This window comes from Enterobacter sp. Bisph1 (assembly GCF_000814905.1).
Classification (GTDB): domain Bacteria; phylum Pseudomonadota; class Gammaproteobacteria; order Enterobacterales; family Enterobacteriaceae; genus Kosakonia.
Window position 1 is genome coordinate 30,112 of the sequence record NZ_JXAG01000048.1, and the last position, 19,299, is coordinate 49,410.

Sequence of the window (19,299 nt, forward strand, 5' to 3'; positions counted from 1 at the left end):
TTTTTTAAAATAAGATCGCGGTCATAAATCAGGAAATAAACCAAAAAACGTAACGCCCGGATAAAAATCTGTAATTGCCAGCCTGGATTTCTGCGTTAAGAATTTGCTCGTCTAAAGCTGTGCATGTTTCTTTTATCTCGCCCTTCACCCTACAAAAGGTATTCCTATTATGAAGATAAAGAATCTTTGCCTTACACTCTGCGCCTCCCTGCTGCTGGCAAGCGCGTTCGGTCATGCTAAAGAGGTAAAAATCGGCATGGCGATTGATGATTTACGCCTCGAGCGCTGGCAAAAAGACCGCGATATTTTTGTGAAAAAAGCTGAATCCCTCGGCGCAAATGTCTTTGTTCAGTCTGCCAACGGCAACGAAGAAACCCAGATGTCGCAAATTGAAAATATGATAAACCGCGGCGTCGATGTGCTGGTTATTATTCCCTACAACGGTCAGGTATTAAGTAACGTAATTAAAGAAGCGAAGCAGGAAGGAATTAAAGTTCTGGCATACGATCGCATGATAAATAATGCCGATATCGACTTCTATATTTCCTTCGATAATGAAAAAGTGGGTGAATTACAAGCGCAAAGCCTGGTGAGTAAAGTGCCACAGGGCAATTACTTTTTAATGGGCGGATCGCCGGTTGATAATAACGCCAAGCTGTTCCGCGCCGGGCAGATGAAAGTGTTAAAGCCCTATGTTGATAGCGGCAAAATTAAAATTGTCGGCGATCAATGGGTCGACGGCTGGCTGCCGGAGAACGCGCTGAAGATTATGGAAAACGCCCTGACCGCCAACAATAACAAAATTGACGCGGTGGTCGCTTCCAACGATGCCACGGCGGGCGGTGCGATTCAGGCGCTGAGCGCTCAGGGCCTGGCGGGCAAAGTGGCGATTTCGGGCCAGGATGCCGATCTTGCAGGCGTTAAACGCTTGATTAACGGTAGCCAGACCATGACGGTTTATAAACCGATTACCCAACTGGCCAATACCGCCGCCGAGATCGCCGTCGAGATGGGTAATGGCAAAGATCCGAAAGCGGACACCACCCTTAACAACGGCCTGAAAGATGTGCCTTCCCGCCTGTTGACGCCAATTGAAGTCACGAAAGACAACATTGACGCCACGGTTATCAAAGACGGCTTCCATCAAAAAGACCAGCTCTAAAAGCACCGGCGCGCCTGTCTCAAGCCTGCCAGGCGCGCTGGCCGCTCTTTCTTTCAGGCGCTACCTGCCAATGATGTGGAGCAGCTATGCCTTATTTACTCGAAATGAAGAACATCACCAAAACCTTCGGCGTGGTAAAGGCGATTGATAATGTCAGCCTGCACCTGAACGCGGGCGAGGTGCTTTCGCTGTGCGGCGAGAACGGTTCTGGAAAATCTACGCTGATGAAGGTGCTGTGTGGGATCTACCCGGCGGGCAGCTACGAAGGAGAGATTATTTTTGCCGGCGAAACCCTGCAAGCCAGCCATATCCGCGATACCGAGCGCAAAGGGATCGCCATCATTCACCAGGAGCTAGCGCTGGTGAAACATTTAACGGTGCTGGAGAACATCTTTCTCGGCGCGGAGATCGTCCGTCACGGCGTGATGGATTACGACATGATGACGCTGCGCTGCGAAAAGTTGCTCAAGCAGGTGAGCCTGATGGTTTCGCCGGATACCCGCGTCGGCGATTTAGGGCTTGGGCAACAGCAGCTGGTGGAAATCGCTAAAGCGCTGAACAAACAGGTGCGGCTGCTTATTCTTGATGAACCTACCGCGTCGCTGACGGAGCAGGAAACCGCCGTACTGCTGGATATTATCCGCGACCTGCGCAATCACGATATCGCCTGCATTTATATTTCCCACAAGCTCAACGAAGTGAAAGCGATATCCGATGTGATCTGCGTTATCCGCGACGGCAAGCATATTGGTACCCGTGATGCCGCCGTGATGAGTGAAGACGACATTATCACCATGATGGTGGGGCGCGAACTGACTGCCCTGTACCCCAATGAACCCCATACGACAGGCGAAGAGATCCTGCGCGTTGAACACCTGACCGCCTGGCATCCGGTCAACCGTCATATCAAACGGGTGAACGATATCTCCTTTAGCCTGAAACGCGGCGAAATTCTCGGTATCGCCGGGCTGGTCGGCGCGGGGCGCACGGAAGCGGTGCAATGCCTGTTTGGCGTCTGGCCGGGGCGCTGGGAAGGCGAGATCTACCTTGATGGCAAGCGGGTCAAAATTAACAACTGCCAGCAGGCTATCGACTTTGGTATTGCGATGGTGCCCGAAGATCGCAAAAGGGACGGCATTGTGCCGGTAATGGCGGTGGGCAAGAACATTACGCTGGCAGCGCTGAATCAGTTTACCGGTGCGTTAAGTAGCCTGGATGATGCCGCCGAGCAGGCCTGTATTCTGCAATCGTTGCAGCGGCTGAAGGTGAAAACATCTTCGCCGGAGCTGGCGATTGGTCGTCTGAGCGGCGGCAATCAGCAAAAGGCGATCCTTGCCCGCTGCCTGCTGCTCAACCCACGCATTCTGATCCTCGATGAACCCACGCGCGGCATCGATATCGGCGCGAAATATGAAATCTACAAACTGATTAACCAACTGGTGCAGCAGGGGATCGCCGTCATTGTTATCTCATCCGAACTGCCCGAAGTGCTGGGGCTGAGCGATCGGGTGCTGGTGATGCATGAGGGCAAGCTAAAGGCCGACCTAATTAATCGTAATCTGACCCAGGAACAGGTCATGGAAGCGGCGCTGAGGAGCGAACATCATGTCGAAAAGCAACCCGTCTGAAATCAAGTTAACTACCGCATCCCCGGGGCCTTTCTCCGGGCTTAAGTCGCTTAATTTGCAAGTGTTTGTGATGATTGCCGCCATTGTGGTGATTATGCTGTTTTTCACCGGCATGACCGATGGCGCCTATCTGAGCGCGCGTAATGTTTCTAACCTGCTGCGCCAGACGGCGATTACCGGCATTCTGGCGGTGGGAATGGTCTTCGTTATTATCTCGGCAGAAATCGACCTTTCCGTCGGCTCGATGATGGGGCTGCTGGGCGGCGTGGCGGCGATTTTCGACGTCTGGCTTGGCTGGCCGCTGCCGCTGACGGTAGCCGTGACGCTGGTGCTCGGCCTGCTGCTCGGCGCGTGGAACGGCTGGTGGGTGGCCTATCGTAAAGTACCGTCGTTTATCGTCACGCTGGCGGGAATGCTGGCGTTTCGCGGCGTGCTGATTGGCATTACTAACGGCACCACCGTTTCGCCCACCAGCGCGGCGATGTCGCAAATTGGCCAAAGCTATTTGTCCGACAGCGTCGGTTTCGGCGTCGGCGTGCTCGGCCTGTTAGCCTTTGTGACCTGGCAGTGGCGCGGACGTCAGCGCCGCCAGGCGCTGGGGCTTTCGACCTCTGCCTCGACGTCAGCGGTGGGTCGCCAGGCGATAATCGCCGTGATTGTCCTTGGTGCCATTTGGTTGCTAAATGATTATCGTGGCGTCCCAACGCCGGTGCTGCTGCTGGCGCTGCTGCTGCTGGCGGGCATGTTTATGGCGACGCGTACCGCCTTTGGCCGCCGTATTTATGCTATCGGCGGCAACCTCGAAGCAGCGCGTCTTTCCGGGATTAACGTCGAGCGTACCAAGCTTGCGGTATTTGCCATTAACGGTTTAATGGTGGCAATAGCCGGCTTGATCCTCAGTTCGCGTCTCGGCGCGGGTTCCCCTTCCGCCGGTAATATCGCCGAACTGGATGCGATTGCTGCCTGCGTAATTGGCGGTACCAGCCTTGCGGGCGGGATTGGTAGCGTGGCGGGCGCGGTGATGGGGGCGTTTATCATGGCCTCGCTGGATAACGGCATGAGCATGATGGATGTGCCGACGTTCTGGCAATATATCGTTAAAGGTGCCATTTTGCTGTTGGCCGTGTGGATGGATTCCGCGACCAAACGCCGGGCTTAAGCTGCGTGAATTCAGGCCCGATCACACTGCCGGATCTTTTTTATTTATCAGCATGATGAATATGATAAGCAGTACGGAAAGAGAGTCAGGAAGCGAACCAACATGTTTGAGAAGCGCCACCGTATCACGCTGTTATTTAACGCCAACAAAGCCTATGACCGCCAGGTTGTCGAAGGGGTCGGCGAATATTTACAGGCGTCGCAATCCGAGTGGGATATCTTCATCGAGGAGGACTTTCGCGCACGGATTGAAAATATCAAAGAGTGGCTCGGCGATGGCGTGATCGCCGATTATGACGACCGGGAGATTGAGCGGCTGCTGGCGGATGTTGACGTGCCGATTGTCGGCGTCGGCGGCTCGTATCATCTCCCGGAGCACTATCCGCCGGTGCATTACATCGCGACGGACAATTATGCGCTGGTTGAGAGCGCATTTTTGCATTTGAAAGAGAAAGGGGTGCACCGTTTTGCTTTCTACGGCTTACCTTCATCCAGCGGTAAGCGTTGGGCGATGGAGCGCGAACACGCCTTTTGCCAGCTGGTGGCGCAGGAGAAGTATCGCGGCGTGGTTTATCAGGGGCTGACCACGGCGCCCGAGAACTGGCAGCATGCGCAAAACCGGCTCGCGGACTGGCTGCAAACCCTGCCGCCGCAGACTGGCATTATCGCCGTTACCGATGCCCGCGCCCGTCACGTGCTGCAAGTGTGCGATCATCTGCATATTCCGGTGCCGGAGAAACTGTGCGTGATCGGCATTGATAACGAAGAACTGACCCGCTATTTGTCGCGCGTTGCGCTCTCTTCCGTGGCGCAGGGAACGCGGCAAATGGGCTACCAGGCGGCGAAGCTGTTGCACCGTCTGCTGGCGAATGAAAATATGCCGCTGCAGCGGCTGCTGGTTCCGCCGATGCGCGTGGTGGCTCGGCGTTCCACGGATTACCGCTCCCTTAACGATCCGGCGGTGATTCAGGCGATGCATTACATCCGGAATCATGCCTGTAAGGGAATTAAAGTCGACCAGGTGCTGGATGCGGTGGGTATTTCGCGCTCAAACCTGGAAAAACGCTTTAAAGAAGAGGTCGGCGAGACGATTCATGCGGTGATTCATGCGGAAAAACTGGAGAAGGCGCGCAGCCTGCTGGTCTCGACAACGCTTTCTATCAACGAAATCTCCCAGATGTGCGGCTACCCGTCGCTGCAATATTTCTATTCCGTTTTTCGTAAAGAGTACGAGAGCACGCCGAAAGATTACCGCGACCGTTACAGCGAAATTCTTATCTAGCGCAGGCTTTAGCGCAAAGAAAAACGCCTTCCTGCTGGAAGGCGTTATTTGCGATTACATATGGGCGGCGATTAACTGCTGATTGTCCTGATACATGGCAAACAGGTAGTTGTTGTAGCTGGTGCCGCGGGTCGAGTAACCCTTAAGCTTATGAATCATATTGGTCGCCGTCACTTCCTGATCCGCTTTACGCAGCTGCGCGCGGGATTTACGGAAAGAGGCATAGGCCGCGTGGGTATTCAGATTGGTGACGTAAGCGTCAACGGATTCCTGCACCGACTCAAAGCGAGAGTAGCCTTTCACTTTACCCGCCCCGTTTTTACAGGCCCCTTTGGCACATTTCATACCAAACAGGTTGTTGTTTGAACGCGCCAGTTTTGACGTACCCCAGCCGCTTTCCGCAGCCGCCATTGTAGCGACCATGCTGTCCGGGATAATGTCGACGCGCTCCAGCAGGGAATTCCACGGAATACGGCGCGTATTTCCGTTCCAGCTGATTTTATAGCGCTTAGTAATGTCTTTTAGACGCGTGCGTTCAGCAGATGACCATTGGCTGTCATACTGTTTTGACATCAGCCAGTTACGCTCGGCGGTAATCGCAGAGTTTTTACTGGTGATATAAGGCATTACTGTCCGGAGAAACGCTTTTTTCCTTGGTGTTCCGGAAGGGTATTTTCGCAAATCAGGAAGTGAACTGCTATTTACACTATTGCGAGAATACTCTTGTTTACTGCTTGCCTGTTTTTTTACGCTTGCCTTAGTGACGTGGGCTTTGTAACTCGTTGTTTCTGCGTGCGTCTTTGCCAGCACCCCCCCTGAAAATATCAGAGTGGAAAACATGAGTATCGTCGCCCCAAGTCGTCGCATGGGTATCGATATCATTAGGTCTCCTGGTCGGATTTCAACATTCCAACACCTTCTTATTGGCCCGATTTTGAGAGCTGAATCTCAAATCATACCAAAATTAACCCTTCAGAGCACTAACAGAAATAATCCAATTCTGAAATGATGTCATGGGTAAACTGCTTGAAAAGCGAACAATCGGCCAAAATTGTGGCGGTTATCGCAAATCTGCCTTCACAACAGCGGCGCAATCGCTCACCCTGCGCCCTCCTCCCTGGCGATAACGCGCACGGGATGAGTTCGCCCGGCAACCGGCGTGGCAAACTGGGGAAATATCGCCATCACAGGGACTTCCGATGAAACACTCCGCGCTGTTACTGCTGTTGCTTCCCGGCCTCGCCCTCGCCGACTGGTCCGCGACCGGTTTTCCCCCTTTAACCGATGACGGCACCGGCCTCTGGCGCAGCCAGGCGACGCTTACTAAAGGCGAGCATCAGATTGCCTTACAGCAGGGCCAGCAATGCTGGCAGCCTGTTGGTAACATCAAGCTGAACCAAATGCTCTCTTTGAAGCCCTGCAGCGACGGCGCACCGCAGTGGCGGATTTTCCGTGATGGCGATTACCAACTCCAGCTTGATACCCGCTCCGGCACGCCAACGCTGCTGCTGAGCGTTAAAAATGAGGCCACCAAAGTCACCGCCAGCGTGGCGCGCCAGTGCCCGGTGCGTGACGATAAGCCGTTGACAGTAGCCGTCGGCGACACCTTCGCCGAAGGCAGTGTGGTGCGGGACTTCTACAGCCAACAAACCGCCACCGTGCGCGACGGGAAAATCACGCTGCAGCCTGCGCCAGAGAGCGACGGGCTGCTGCTGCTCGAATCAGCGCAAACCCAGCGCGCAGCGCCCTTTCAGTGGCATAACGCCACGGTCTATTTTGTTCTTACCGACCGTTTTATGAATGGCGATCCCGCTAATGACAATAGCTACGGGCGGCATAAAGATGGCCTGCAGGAAATTGGCACGTTTCACGGCGGCGATCTGAAGGGGCTTACCAGCAAACTCGATTATTTGCAGCAGTTGGGCGTCAACGCATTATGGATAAGTTCGCCGCTGGAGCAGATCCACGGCTGGGTTGGCGGCGGCACCAAAGGGGATTTCCCCCATTACGCCTATCATGGTTATTACACCCTCGACTGGACCCGTCTTGATGCCAATATGGGCAACGAGGATGATCTGCGCACGCTGGTGGATGAAGCCCACCGGCGCGGCATTCGCGTGCTGTTTGATGTGGTGATGAACCACACCGGCTATGCGACGCTGGCCGATATGCAAACCTACCAGTTCGGCGCGCTCTATTTGAAAGATGACGAGCGCAAAAAAATCCTCGGCGAGCGCTGGACCGACTGGCGGCCCGCCGCCGGGCAGAGCTGGCACAGCTTTAATGATTACATCAACTTTGGCGATAAAAGCGCCTGGCAAAACTGGTGGGGCAAAAACTGGATCCGCACCGATATTGGCGATTACGACAATCCCGGTTTTGACGATCTCACCATGTCGCTGGCGTTTTTACCGGATCTGAAAACCGAATCCACTACAGCTTCCGGTCTGCCGCTGTTCTATCGACACAAACCGGATACGGCCGCGCGGGAAATCGCCGGCTATACGCCACGGGATTATCTCACCCACTGGCTTAGCGCGTGGGTGCGCGAATACGGCATTGACGGTTTTCGCGTTGATACCGCCAAACATGTTGAATTGCCTGCCTGGCAGCAGTTAAAAACCCAGGCCACACAGGCGTTGGCGGCGTGGAAACAGGCCAATCCGCAGAAAAAAATCGATGATGCTCCCTTCTGGATGACCGGTGAATCCTGGGGACATGGCGTGATGCACAGCGACTATTACAACCATGGCTTCGACGCGATGATCAATTTCGATTATCAGCAGCAGGCCGCCGATGCGGCAACGTGCCTGGCGAATATGGATAGCGTCTGGCAGCAGATGGCCGATAAGCTGCAGCAATTTAATGTTCTCAGCTATCTCTCTTCCCACGATACCCGGCTGTTCCGCGAGGGCGGTCAGCAAGCGGCGGAGCTTCTGCTGCTTGCGCCGGGAGCCGTGCAGATCTTTTATGGCGACGAAAGCGCCCGCCCGTTTGGCGCAACGGGGTCGGATCCGTTGCAGGGTACGCGATCGGATATGAACTGGCAGGATCTCGACGGCAAAAGCGCGGCCACGCTGCGCCACTGGCAAACTCTTGGCCAGTTCCGCGCCCGCCATCCGGCGCTGGGGATGGGCAAACAGACAACCCTTTCCCTGCCGCAGGGTTACGGGTTTGTCCGCGCGCAGGGCGACGACAAAGTGATGGTAGTGTGGGCCGGCGCGCCTCGCCGCTAAGCATTATTAGCGTTTTATGCTAACTATCTCGATAAGGTTGGGATAAAAGTTGGCAAACCTCATGTAACGGCGATTTGCACCCCGCCGTTCTGAGCGTTATGGTTAGCCACTTTGATCCGCAGCCCGACAGAGCAGTAGCAATGACATTTTCACTTTTCGGCGACAAATTTACCCGCCATGCAGGCATTACGCGCTTGATGGAGGATCTCAACGACGGTTTACGCACCCCTGGCGCGATTATGCTCGGCGGCGGTAACCCGGCACAGATCCCGGCGATGACCGATTACTTCCAGCAGCTTCTGACAGAGATGGTGGAAAACGGTAAAGCGACTGAAGCACTGTGCAATTATGATGGTCCGCAGGGTAAAACGGAGCTTCTGACCGCGCTGGCGGGGATGCTGCGTGAAGAGTTAGGTTGGGATATTGAGCCGCAGAATATTGCACTGACCAACGGCAGCCAGAGCGCGTTTTTCTACTTGTTTAACCTGTTTGCCGGCCGTCGCGCCGATGGCAGCAGCCGAAAAGTGCTCTTCCCGCTGGCGCCAGAATACATCGGCTATGCCGATTCCGGGCTCGAAGAGGAGCTGTTTGTCTCCGCGCGTCCGAATATTGAACTGCTGCCGGACGGCCAGTTTAAGTACCACGTCGATTTCGAACATCTGCATATTGGCGAAGAGACCGGCATGATCTGCGTCTCGCGCCCGACCAACCCAACGGGTAATGTCATCACCGATGAAGAACTGTTGAAGCTGGATGCGCTGGCCAATCAGCACAATATCCCACTGGTGATTGATAATGCCTACGGCGTCCCTTTCCCCGGCATTATCTTTAGTGAAGCGCGCCCGCTGTGGAATCCGAACATTATTCTGTGTATGAGCCTATCGAAGCTGGGCCTGCCGGGCAGCCGCTGCGGCATCATCATCGCTAGCGAAAAAGTGATCGCTGCCATTCGCAATATGAACGCCATTATCAGCCTTGCGCCCGGCGGTATGGGTCCGGCGATGATGTGCGAAATGATCAAACGTAAAGACCTGCTGCGTCTCTCCGAGCAGGTGATTAAGCCGTTTTACTTCCAGCGTGTTCAGGAAACTATTGCCACGCTGCGGCGCTATTTACCGGCGGAGCGCTGCCTGATCCATAAACCGGAAGGGGCGATATTCCTCTGGCTGTGGTTTAAAGATCTGCCGATCTCCACCGAGCTGCTCTATCAGCGTCTGAAAAAACGCGGCGTGCTGATGGTGCCGGGAGATTACTTCTTTCCAGGGCTGGATAAACCCTGGCCGCATACCCATCAGTGCATGCGCATGAACTACGTACCGGAACCGGCGCTTATCGAAGCGGGAGTGAAAATTCTTGCCGAAGAGATCGAACGTGCCTGGCAAGAGAACTAACGCATCAGTATTTAGCCCTCAATTGAGGGCTTTTTTACGGCACCAGATGCAGGCCTTGCAGGCGACTCGCCCGCAGCGCTGCCGGGTTAATACAGCTAAGCGCTTTGGTCGGGCAGGCTTCAACACAGGCCGGGCCGTTATCGCGGTGCTGGCATAAATCACACTTTAGCGCCTGCGCCCGGTTTTCAATGCGCATAACCTGCATCGCGCCAAACGGGCAGGCCATCATGCAGCTCTTGCAGCCGATACAGCGCGACTGTTCAACCTGTACCGCGCCGTTAACCCGACCGATCGCGCCGACCGGGCAGACATTCGCGCAAGGCGCATCTTCGCAATGATGGCAGGTAACCGCGGTTGAAAACGCGCCCGTTTTTACCACGCGGATACGCGCGGCAAAGGTCGCAGGTTTGACGACGGAGCAGTCCTGATTATCTTCATGGGACACCACGCACGCGACTTCGCAGGTGCGACAGCCAATGCATTTTGCCGCATCGGCGATAATAAAACGGTTCATTCCCTGGCTCCCCTCAACGCAAAATGCCAAGGGTGCCAGAAAAAGGCGCCGCATTGCTTTGATCGCACGCGGGGAAGCGGCCAGATTGGTCATTTGCATAGACGTTTCTGGCAGCCAGGCTCAGGCGAGCCGCACAGCCCTAAAGGCGATCACTCTTCTTTGAGAAACAACGCCTTGTCACGCAGGATATGGTCGTTGCCACGGCGGCGGGTAAAGCCGATGCGGTCGAAATACTCCAGAATTTGAATCGCCAGTTTGCGACCGACGTTCAAGGTATCGCGGAAATCTGCCGCGCTGGTAGAGCCACGGCCCTGATCGAGGGAGCGGATCATACTGGCGAAGGTGACAATTCGATCGTTACGGTAATAACGATCTTTCACGATCGCCGTAATTAGCCCCTGCTGCGCTGCCTGCCGCAGCACGCCACGCATCACCTGCTCATCAACGCCGACTTCCCGGGCAACATCCCGCACCCACCAGGGCTCGTCGCCAAACAACGGCGCAGCTTTTTGCCAAAGCGCGGCCTGCTCGTCGCTGAAACCCGCTTTATGATCCGGTAAGTGCAGCCAGCCGTGATGGCTATGGATATCGCCGTGTTCGCGCATGCGCTCAATCAGCGTTAACACTAACGCTTCATCTTCCATCGGCAGCGCCATCCGCCGCAGGCGTTCACGCCCCGGTCCCGGCTCTTCGCGGTGCTGTTGATGGTAAGTCGCCAGGGTTTCCAGCAGCTTACGCTGCCAGCGCGCCGCCACCGGCGCGTTAAGCAGATTATCCCCGGCGCGGATAAAGCCCGGATTGTCCAGCAGCTGTGCCAGACCGCTGCCGCTGAGCTGGCGCGCCCAGCCGAAGGTACGCAAATTCACTGACCCGCGCGATAAGTGTACCGCCAGCGCTTCACCATCATCTTTGGCCTGCGCCAGTTCGCCGATCCATGCCAGGTAATCCGCCTTGCGTTTGCCGCGTCGCGGTGAGTTCAGCGTCACCACGCGCGCCCCGGCAAGGGTAGTTCGCGCGCTGATGTCACGCAGCACCAGCAAATCGTTATCCGCCAGCCACAGCGGGGTATCGAGCACCAGTTCGGCAAGACCATTTTCCAACAGCGAGACGCGCCCGGTCACGTGGCTGGCGGCATGGTGAATATGCAGCGGTTGCCACTGACTGAGCGGAACGTGGGTTTGCAGGGCGACAATCAGCCGCTCGGTCGGTTCATCCGGCTGCTGCGACAACAGCCAGTCGCCCCGGCTAAGAGCCTCTTTTTCCGCATCCCCGGCAATATTCAGCGCAATGCGCTGCCCGGCATGGGCGTGCTCGACGGGTTGGTTTTGCGCATGTAACGCGCGCACGCGCATCGGTTTGTTTGCGCCGGTAAGCCATAACGTATCGCCCACGCGCACATCACCGGAGAGCGCCGTTCCCGTCACCACCAGCCCTGCGCCTTTGACGGTGAATGCGCGATCCAGCGCCAGGCGAAAACGCTGCTGCTCCGGGTGCGCGCGTTCGGGCAGCTGCAGCAGGTGTTCACGCAGCTCAGCAATGCCGCGCTGTTGCGTGGCGGCGGTAACAAACAGCGTCGCCTGCGGATAACCAAATTCCTGCAGTGTGTTTTCAACCTGCGCACGGACTTCCGCAATGCGCGCGTCGTCGACGCGGTCGGCCTTGGTCAGCGCCACGGTTAATGCCGGATTGCCGGTTAAGTGTAAAATCGCCAGATGCTCGCGGGTTTGCGCCATCACGCCATCGTCACAGGCCACTACCAGCAGCGCATGATCAATGCCGCCGACGCCCGCCAGCATATTAGAGAGAAATTTTTCATGCCCCGGAACATCGATAAAGCCCGGCACGCGCCCGTCCGGCTGTGGCCAATAGGCGTAACCGAGATCGATGGTCATGCCGCGCTTTTTCTCTTCCGGCAGGCGATCCGCATTGACGCCGGTAAGGGCTTCAATCAGGGTGGTTTTGCCGTGGTCGACATGCCCGGCAGTGGCAATAATCATTTCAGCAACATCTCCAACAAGCGCGATTCATCATCAAGGCAACGGCAGTCGAGCCACAGCCGACCCGCGTAAATACGACCAATAACCGGCTGCGGCAGCGCCCGCCACGCCTCGGCCAGGGTTTCCAGCCGACGTCCGCTGCCGTCGCGCGGGGTAAAGGTCAACGCCGCGCCCGGCAAGCGGTCTACCGGTAGTGAGCCGCTGCCGATTTGCGACAGGCAGGCTTCAACCCGTAGCTCAAACTCGTCATATCGTGCCGTAAGCGCCGCGCATAAGCGCTGCGCCTGCTGACGAATGTCGGCTTCCGGGCGCGTTAAATAACGCAGCGTCGGTATATTTTGCTGCAGCTTTTCCGGGTGCAAATAGAGGCGCAACGTCGCTTCCAGCGCCGCGAGGGTCATTTTATCCGCCCGCAATGCGCGTTTTAACGGATGCTGCTGCAGCTGGGCAATTAGCGCTTTTTTGCCGACGATAATCCCGGCCTGCGGGCCGCCCAGCAGTTTATCGCCGGAGAAGCTCACCAGGCTAACGCCGGCGGCAATCAGCGTTTGCGGCATCGGTTCTTGCGGTAAACCGTAGCGGCTTAAATCGATCAGCGATCCGCTGCCCAGATCAACAATCACCGGCAGGCCATATTCTTCGCCAAGGGACACCAGCTCGGCTTCATCCACCGCTTTGGTAAAGCCTTCAATCTGGTAATTACTGGTGTGCACCTTCATCAGCAGCGCGGTCGCGTCATTGATCCCGTGGCGATAATCTTTTGCATGGGTGCGGTTGGTGGTGCCCACTTCATGCAGCACGCAGCCAGCCTGGCGCATCACATCGGGAATGCGAAACGCGCCACCAATCTCCACCAGCTCCCCGCGCGAGACAATCACTTCCTGCCCGGCCGCCGTGGCCGCCAACATCAATAATACCGCTGCGGCATTGTTATTAACGATGCAGGCATCTTCCGCGCCAGTAAGCTCGCAAAGGATCTCCGCCAGCGCGCGATCGCGATGGCCGCGTCCCGCGCCGTCGAGGTCATATTCGAGGGTCACCGGCGAGCCCATCGCCTGCGTGACGGCATCAATGGCGGCCTGCGGCTGTACCGCACGGCCTAAATTGGTGTGCAGCACCGTGCCGCTCAGGTTAAATACCGGGCGCAGGGCGGAGCGGTCGCTCTGTTCCAGCCGTTGTTGCGCCGCCGCGGCCCAATCATGGCTCCAGGCGGGTAATGTCTGCGCTTCGCGGATCTGCGCGCGCGCCTCGTCCTGCAGCTGGTGCAACGTGTTGGTCACGCGGCTGTGGCCGAAGGTGATTAAGAGCGTGGCGAACGCCTCGTCACGCAACAGACGATCGGTTGAGGGGATCTGGCTGTAAAGAGTTGTCATGAAAAGGCCTGGCTATGAATTGCCCCCGCCCGTCAGGGGTTTGACGTGGGGGCATTGTAGCGTGAGTTGCTCAGGCGGACATAATAGTTATCAAGCCTTGGGTGGCTCGGTGCGGGCAAAACTCTCGCGCTGAAACAGATTTTCCACCAGCTTCACCAGCAGCGGCCTGTCGACGCACCAGCCGGGTGAAACATGACGGAAATTGATATAGCCGATAGCGCAGGCAATGGCGATGGTGGCCAGATTTAGCGTATCGACGCTAAGCGTACCGCCTTGTAAGTAGCTTTCGAGCGCATCCAGCCCGCGCATCACTTTTTCCCGCTGACGCAGCAGTTCGGTTTGGGATTGCTGTTCTACCGGGCGTGTCAGTTCGCGAACCGATACCAGCGCCGCATCCATAATGCCGTCGGCCAGCGCTTCCAGTTGGCGAATTTTCAGCGCCGCTTTCGCGTCGGCAGGCAGCATGGCCGGGGCGATGTTTAGCGAATCAATATATTCGGCAATGATCGGTGAGTCGTACCACACTTCTCCGTCATCGGTAATCAACGCCGGTACTTTACCCAACGGATTGTACTGACCCACACTATTGACAGCGTTATAAGGTTGTTCATTGACAAATTCGAAGGTGATGCCCTTTTCCAGCAGGATCACCGAGATTTTCCGTACAAAAGGGCTGGTATAGCTGCCGATCAGTTTCATTGCCTTCTCCATTTTTTGCCAACAAGACTCTAAGTATGAACGAGCGAACGAAGATTGGTTCATCAGGATGTAAAGTTCTGCCGCCACAGTAATTAAGTGCGTCCCGGTGAAAGGAAGTTACACGCGCTGCAAGGGGCAAAAATCCATTTTGCTACAGATCACACTCAGAAAAGTCCTGGGGAAAATATCTTGTGATCTAAATCACAAATACATAACAAACAACCAACGATAAAACGTGAATAACCTCACATTTATCGCCTTATCGAGTGCATATTTTGTTCATTGTTCTTTTTTTACACGTAATTTTTGTGATCAAAATCACACTAAACGGTGGCATACCCCCTGTATTAGTGTGATCAATATCACATAAAAAGTTCCCATCTGGACAGTTTACTGATTCGGTGCGAGATTTCGCGTCATGGATAACCAGGTCCGGCTACCTCTGCCGCCACGTTAACAACAAAACCTCGGGCTTCCGGCCTGTGCGATAGCAAACATAAGAAGGGGTGTTTTATGTCATCCGATATCAAGATCAGAGTGCAAAGCTTTGGTCGTTTTCTCAGCAATATGGTGATGCCGAATATCGGCGCGTTTATCGCGTGGGGGATTATCACCGCATTGTTTATTCCTACAGGGTGGTTACCTAACGAGATGCTGGCGAAACTCGTTGGTCCAATGATTACTTATCTGCTGCCGCTGCTTATCGGTTATACCGGTGGTCGTTTGGTGGGTGGCGATCGCGGCGGCGTGGTCGGTGCCATCACCACGATGGGCGTTATCGTCGGTGCGGATATGCCGATGTTCCTCGGCGCGATGTTTGCAGGTCCGCTGGGCGGATGGGCTATCAAACATTTCGACAACTGGGTTGATGGCAAAATCAAATCCGGCTTCGAAATGCTGGTGAATAACTTCTCCGCGGGCATCATCGGGATGATCCTCGCCATTCTGGCGTTCCTCGGCATCGGTCCGGCGGTTGAAGTGCTGTCCAAGGTTCTGGCGGCGGGTGTTAACTTTATGGTTGCCCACGAAATGCTGCCGCTGGCGTCCATCTTTGTTGAACCGGCGAAAATCCTGTTCCTCAATAACGCCATCAACCACGGTATCTTCTCACCGCTGGGTATTCAGCAGTCCCATGAGCTTGGCAAATCCATCTTCTTCCTGATTGAAGCCAACCCGGGTCCGGGTATGGGCGTCCTGCTGGCCTATATGTTCTTCGGTCGCGGCAGTGCTAAACAGTCTGCTGGCGGCGCGGCTATCATCCACTTCCTGGGCGGTATCCACGAAATCTACTTCCCGTACGTACTGATGAATCCGCGTCTGCTGCTGGCGGTGATCCTCGGCGGTATGACCGGCGTGTTTACCCTGACCATACTGAACGGCGGTCTGGTTTCTCCGGCTTCCCCGGGTTCTATCCTCGCGGTGCTGGCGATGACGCCGAAAGGTGCCTACTTCGCTAACGTGGCGGCTATCTTCGCTGCGCTGGCCGTCTCGTTTGTTGTCTCCGCTATCCTGCTGAAAACCAGCAAGGTGAAAGACGAAGAAGACGATATCGAAGCGGCTACCCGTCGTATGCAGGATATGAAAGCACAGTCTAAAGGCGCGACTCCGCTGGCGGCTGGCGATGTGGCTAACGACCTGAGCCACGTGCGTAAAATCATCGTGGCCTGTGATGCAGGTATGGGCTCCAGCGCCATGGGCGCAGGCGTGCTGCGCAAAAAAGTGCAGGATGCGGGTCTGAGCAGCATCTCTGTCACCAACAGCGCCATTAACAACCTGCCGTCTGACGTTGACCTGGTGATTACGCACCGCGATCTGACAGAACGCGCAATGCGCCAGGCACCGCAGGCGCAGCATATCTCCCTGACCAACTTCCTGGATAGCGGCCTGTATACCAACCTGACGGAACGTCTGGTTGCCGCACAGCGCCATACGGACAACGAAGCCAAAGTGACCAGCCGCCTGCAGGACAGCTTTGATACGCCGAACAGCAACCTGTTCAAGCTGGGCGCGGAGAACATCTTCCTGGGCCGCACCGCGAGTACCAAAGAAGAAGCGATCCGTTTTGCCGGTGAGCAGCTGGTGAAAGGTGGCTACGTTCAGCCGGAATATGTGGATGCGATGCTGGAACGTGAAAAACTGACCCCGACCTATCTGGGTGAGTCTATCGCGGTACCGCACGGCACAGTGGAAGCAAAAGATCGCGTGCTGAAAACCGGCGTGGTGTTCTGCCAGTACCCGGCAGGCGTTCGCTTCGGTGAAGAAGCGGAAGACATTGCTCGCCTGGTGATTGGTATCGCGGCGCGTAACAATGAGCACATTCAGGTGATTACCAGCCTGACCAACGCACTGGACGACGAGACAGTGATTGAACGTCTGGCGCATACTACCAGCGTTGAAGAAGTGCTGGCGCTGCTCGGCAAGTAATCGGTTTTCCTCCCTCTCCCCCCGGGGAGAGGGCTAGGGTGAGGAGAAGTCGCTGCGGTTCCTCACCCCAGCCCTCTCGGGTAAAAACATTGATGAAGGTTAAGACTATGAAAGCATTACATTTTGGCGCAGGTAATATCGGACGTGGCTTTATCGGCAAACTGCTCGCCGACGCGGGGATTGAACTGACGTTCGCCGATGTGAATCAGGTGGTACTCGACGCCCTGAATGCCCGTCATAGCTATCAGGTGCATGTGGTTGGCGAAAAAGAACAGGTCGATACTGTTTCCGGCGTTAAGGCGGTAAGCAGCATTGGCGACGAGGTTATCGAACTGATTGCCCACGTCGATCTGGTCACCACCGCGGTTGGCCCGGTGGTACTGGAGCGCATCGCGCCCGCCATCGCTAAAGGGCTGGCAAAACGTAAAGCGCAGGGTATTAACACACCGCTGAATATTATCGCCTGTGAAAACATGGTGCGCGGCACCACGCAGCTGAAAGGTCATGTCATGGCGGCGCTGGCGGATGCTGACAAAGCCTGGGTCGAAGAGCACGTGGGTTTCGTCGATTCCGCCGTTGACCGTATTGTTCCGCCGTCAGCCTCCGCGACTAACGATCCGCTGGAAGTCACCGTTGAGACCTTTAGCGAGTGGATCGTCGATAAAACCCAGTTTAAAGGCGCGCTGCCGACTATTCCGGGTATGGAACTCACCGATAACCTGATGGCCTTTGTTGAACGCAAACTCTTCACGCTGAATACCGGGCATGCTATAACCGCCTACCTTGGAAAACAGACCGGCCATCAAACCATTCGCGACGCTATCCTCGATGCCGATATCCGGGCAGTGGTGAAAGGCGCAATGGAAGAGAGCGGCGCGGTGCTGATTAAACGTTATGGCTTCGATGCCGACAAGCATGCCGCCTACATTCAGAAGATCCTGGGCCGTTTTGAAAACCCCTATCTGAAAGATGATGTTGAGCGCGTAGGCCGTCAACCGCTGCGCAAATTGAGCGCGGGCGATCGCCTGATTAAACCGCTGCTCGGCACGCTGGAGTACAACCTGCCGCACGCCAATTTGCTGAAAGGGATTGCCGCTGCCATGCATTATCGCAGCGAGCAGGATCCGCAGGCGCAGGAGCTGGCTCAGCTTATTGAAGAGAAAGGCCCACAGGTGGCGCTGGCGCAGGTTTCCGGCCTGGAGGCCAACAGCCCGGTGGTAAACGAAGCCGTGTCCCTCTATAACACCAAGGCATGATGCCGACTATGGCGCGGGAAACCCCGCGCCAGCTAATGAAAATTGTCAGATATGCAGGCAATAATGGAAAAAACGCAGGCTTTCGAAAACCGGGTTCTCGAGCGTCTGAATGCGGGCAAGACCGTGCGAAGCTTTTTGATTGCCGCCGTAGAGTTACTCAACGAGGCGATCAATATTCTGGTTTTGCAGGTGTTTCGCAAAGATGACTACGCGGTGAAATACGCGGTAGAGCCGTTGCTTGACGGAGATGGACCGCTGGGCAATTTGTCCGTACGTTTAAAGCTGATATATGGTCTGGGGGTAATTTCCCGCGCGGAATATGAAGATGCGGAGCTTTTAATGGCGCTGCGTGAAGAGCTGAATCACGACGGGACAGAATACGCCTTTACGGATGATGAGATTCTCGGGCCGTTCGGTGAGCTGCACTGTGTGGCCGCCCTGCCGCCGACGCCGGTTTTCGACACCAGCGATACCAGGCTTTTGTCCATGCAAAAACAGCGCTATCAACAGGTCGTACGTTCAACGATGGTGCTCTCGCTAACTGAACTTATCTCGCGTATTAGCTTAAAAAAAGCTTTCCAGAAATAACCTTCGCCATAAATACTGTATCCTTATCGTTTTACTCCCCAACGAACTGAGCCTCATGAAAGAAGTTGAAAAGAACGAAATCAAGCGTCTGAGCGACCGTCTCGACGCCATTCACCACCAGCAGGCGGATCTCTCCTTAGTCGATGCCGCAGAGAAATACGCTGAGCTGGAAAAAGAGAAAGCGACGCTGGAAACCGAAATCGCTCGTCTGCGTGAACAGTACAGCCAGAAGCTGAGCAAAGAGGCGCAAAAGCTGATGAAAATGCCTTTCCAGCGTGCCATCACCAAGAAAGAGCAGGCGGACCTCGGCAAGCTGAAGAAAAGCGTGCGCGGGATTGTCGTCGTCCATCCGATGACCGCGCTGGGCCGCGAAATGGGCCTCGACGCCATGACCGGCTTTGCCAACACCGAGTTCTGATGCCGAAATAGCCCTGGTCGCTCCACCGCGCCAGGGCTGTTAAATTGGCCCTACCAATTATTGCCAATTCTTTTTCCTGCTTCACAGATTCATCAAATCTTGTCACAGACTCATTGCCAGTTGATAACAATTGGATAACCATTCATTATCGCAAACCCTACACAACCCCACTG

General features: G+C 55.6%; 14 protein-coding genes and 1 pseudogene. 10 read left to right on the forward strand and 5 right to left on the reverse strand.

Features of this window, described 5'->3' with window-relative positions; genetic code table 11:
* The first annotated feature begins 169 nt into the window (after positions 1-169).
* The 4 genes from xylF to xylR all read left to right on the forward strand — a co-directional run bounded on the left by xylF (position 170) and on the right by xylR (position 5,230).
* The gene (xylF, locus tag RW65_RS16585) at positions 170-1,162 is read left to right on the forward strand and encodes a D-xylose ABC transporter substrate-binding protein (protein WP_039057908.1); all 993 of its coding nucleotides are present in this window, start codon (positions 170-172) and stop codon (positions 1,160-1,162) included.
* An 86-nt stretch (positions 1,163-1,248) separates the two neighbouring features.
* Positions 1,249-2,790, forward strand: a complete 1,542-nt coding sequence (locus RW65_RS16590) for a xylose ABC transporter ATP-binding protein (RefSeq protein ID WP_039057909.1) — start codon at positions 1,249-1,251, stop codon at positions 2,788-2,790.
* Complete coding sequence (gene xylH / locus RW65_RS16595; RefSeq protein WP_039057910.1) at positions 2,768-3,949, forward strand: xylose ABC transporter permease XylH; 1,182 nt, start codon at positions 2,768-2,770, stop codon at positions 3,947-3,949. Before RW65_RS16590 ends, xylH begins: the two co-directional genes overlap by 23 nt.
* A gap of 102 nt (positions 3,950-4,051) precedes the next feature.
* Positions 4,052-5,230: a D-xylose utilization transcriptional activator XylR gene (gene xylR / locus RW65_RS16600; RefSeq protein ID WP_039057911.1), complete on the forward strand. Its 1,179-nt coding sequence runs from the start codon at positions 4,052-4,054 to the stop codon at positions 5,228-5,230.
* A 54-nt stretch (positions 5,231-5,284) separates the two neighbouring features.
* Here xylR and RW65_RS16605 read toward each other — a convergent pair whose 3' ends face one another.
* Positions 5,285-6,112 (reverse strand): protein bax, encoded by an 828-nt coding sequence (locus RW65_RS16605; protein WP_039057912.1) that lies wholly within the window; start codon positions 6,110-6,112, stop codon positions 5,285-5,287.
* A 317-nt stretch (positions 6,113-6,429) separates the two neighbouring features.
* Between RW65_RS16605 and RW65_RS16610 the strand changes: the two genes are divergently transcribed.
* Together RW65_RS16610 and avtA are read left to right on the forward strand one after the other, a co-directional pair.
* On the forward strand, positions 6,430-8,466 hold the full coding sequence (locus tag RW65_RS16610) for an alpha-amylase (protein ID WP_039057913.1): 2,037 nt from the start codon (positions 6,430-6,432) through the stop codon (positions 8,464-8,466).
* A gap of 140 nt (positions 8,467-8,606) precedes the next feature.
* A complete protein-coding gene (avtA, locus tag RW65_RS16615) occupies positions 8,607-9,857 on the forward strand; it encodes a valine--pyruvate transaminase (RefSeq protein WP_353599047.1) in 1,251 nt (416 codons plus the stop codon).
* A 34-nt stretch (positions 9,858-9,891) separates the two neighbouring features.
* Here the strand turns inward: avtA and RW65_RS16620 are convergent, their stop codons facing one another.
* From RW65_RS16620 to RW65_RS16635, 4 genes are all read right to left on the reverse strand, one after another.
* Positions 9,892-10,371: a 4Fe-4S dicluster domain-containing protein gene (locus RW65_RS16620; RefSeq protein WP_039058016.1), complete on the reverse strand. Its 480-nt coding sequence runs from the start codon at positions 10,369-10,371 to the stop codon at positions 9,892-9,894.
* A gap of 149 nt (positions 10,372-10,520) precedes the next feature.
* Entirely contained in the window at positions 10,521-12,368 is a 1,848-nt protein-coding gene (selB, locus tag RW65_RS16625) for a selenocysteine-specific translation elongation factor (protein ID WP_039057915.1), read from the reverse strand.
* Positions 12,365-13,741 (reverse strand): L-seryl-tRNA(Sec) selenium transferase, encoded by a 1,377-nt coding sequence (selA, locus tag RW65_RS16630; RefSeq protein WP_039057916.1) that lies wholly within the window; start codon positions 13,739-13,741, stop codon positions 12,365-12,367. Before selA ends, selB begins: the two co-directional genes overlap by 4 nt.
* A gap of 90 nt (positions 13,742-13,831) precedes the next feature.
* Positions 13,832-14,440: a glutathione S-transferase gene (locus RW65_RS16635; RefSeq protein WP_039057917.1), complete on the reverse strand. Its 609-nt coding sequence runs from the start codon at positions 14,438-14,440 to the stop codon at positions 13,832-13,834.
* 513 nt (positions 14,441-14,953) lie between these two features.
* Here RW65_RS16635 and RW65_RS16640 point away from each other — a divergent pair.
* The 4 genes and pseudogenes from RW65_RS16640 to RW65_RS16655 all read left to right on the forward strand — a co-directional run bounded on the left by RW65_RS16640 (position 14,954) and on the right by RW65_RS16655 (position 19,126).
* Entirely contained in the window at positions 14,954-16,864 is a 1,911-nt protein-coding gene (locus RW65_RS16640) for a PTS mannitol transporter subunit IICBA (protein ID WP_039057918.1), read from the forward strand.
* 107 nt (positions 16,865-16,971) lie between these two features.
* Entirely contained in the window at positions 16,972-18,120 is a 1,149-nt protein-coding gene (gene mtlD, locus RW65_RS16645) for a mannitol-1-phosphate 5-dehydrogenase (RefSeq protein ID WP_502685563.1), read from the forward strand.
* Positions 18,120-18,708, forward strand: a pseudogene (gene mtlR, locus RW65_RS16650) (mannitol operon repressor MtlR). The gene mtlD and the pseudogene mtlR overlap by 1 nt, the downstream one beginning before the upstream one ends.
* Positions 18,709-18,763: 55 nt before the next feature.
* On the forward strand, positions 18,764-19,126 hold the full coding sequence (locus RW65_RS16655; RefSeq protein WP_039057921.1) for a YibL family ribosome-associated protein: 363 nt from the start codon (positions 18,764-18,766) through the stop codon (positions 19,124-19,126).
* Positions 19,127-19,299 lie beyond the last annotated feature (173 nt).

Coding starts and splice junctions, on each gene's coding strand:
- selA (WP_039057916.1), bottom strand. CDS start 13,741: ATGACAACTCTTTACAGCCAGATCCCCTCAACCGATCGTCTGTTGCGT.
- xylF (WP_039057908.1), top strand. CDS start 170: ATGAAGATAAAGAATCTTTGCCTTACACTCTGCGCCTCCCTGCTGCTG.
- RW65_RS16605 (WP_039057912.1), bottom strand. CDS start 6,112: ATGATATCGATACCCATGCGACGACTTGGGGCGACGATACTCATGTTT.
- RW65_RS16635 (WP_039057917.1), bottom strand. CDS start 14,440: ATGAAACTGATCGGCAGCTATACCAGCCCTTTTGTACGGAAAATCTCG.
- mtlD (WP_502685563.1), top strand. CDS start 16,972: ATGAAAGCATTACATTTTGGCGCAGGTAATATCGGACGTGGCTTTATC.
- xylR (WP_039057911.1), top strand. CDS start 4,052: ATGTTTGAGAAGCGCCACCGTATCACGCTGTTATTTAACGCCAACAAA.
- avtA (WP_353599047.1), top strand. CDS start 8,607: ATGACATTTTCACTTTTCGGCGACAAATTTACCCGCCATGCAGGCATT.
- RW65_RS16655 (WP_039057921.1), top strand. CDS start 18,764: ATGAAAGAAGTTGAAAAGAACGAAATCAAGCGTCTGAGCGACCGTCTC.
- RW65_RS16590 (WP_039057909.1), top strand. CDS start 1,249: ATGCCTTATTTACTCGAAATGAAGAACATCACCAAAACCTTCGGCGTG.
- selB (WP_039057915.1), bottom strand. CDS start 12,368: ATGATTATTGCCACTGCCGGGCATGTCGACCACGGCAAAACCACCCTG.
- RW65_RS16610 (WP_039057913.1), top strand. CDS start 6,430: ATGAAACACTCCGCGCTGTTACTGCTGTTGCTTCCCGGCCTCGCCCTC.
- RW65_RS16620 (WP_039058016.1), bottom strand. CDS start 10,371: ATGAACCGTTTTATTATCGCCGATGCGGCAAAATGCATTGGCTGTCGC.
- xylH (WP_039057910.1), top strand. CDS start 2,768: ATGTCGAAAAGCAACCCGTCTGAAATCAAGTTAACTACCGCATCCCCG.
- RW65_RS16640 (WP_039057918.1), top strand. CDS start 14,954: ATGTCATCCGATATCAAGATCAGAGTGCAAAGCTTTGGTCGTTTTCTC.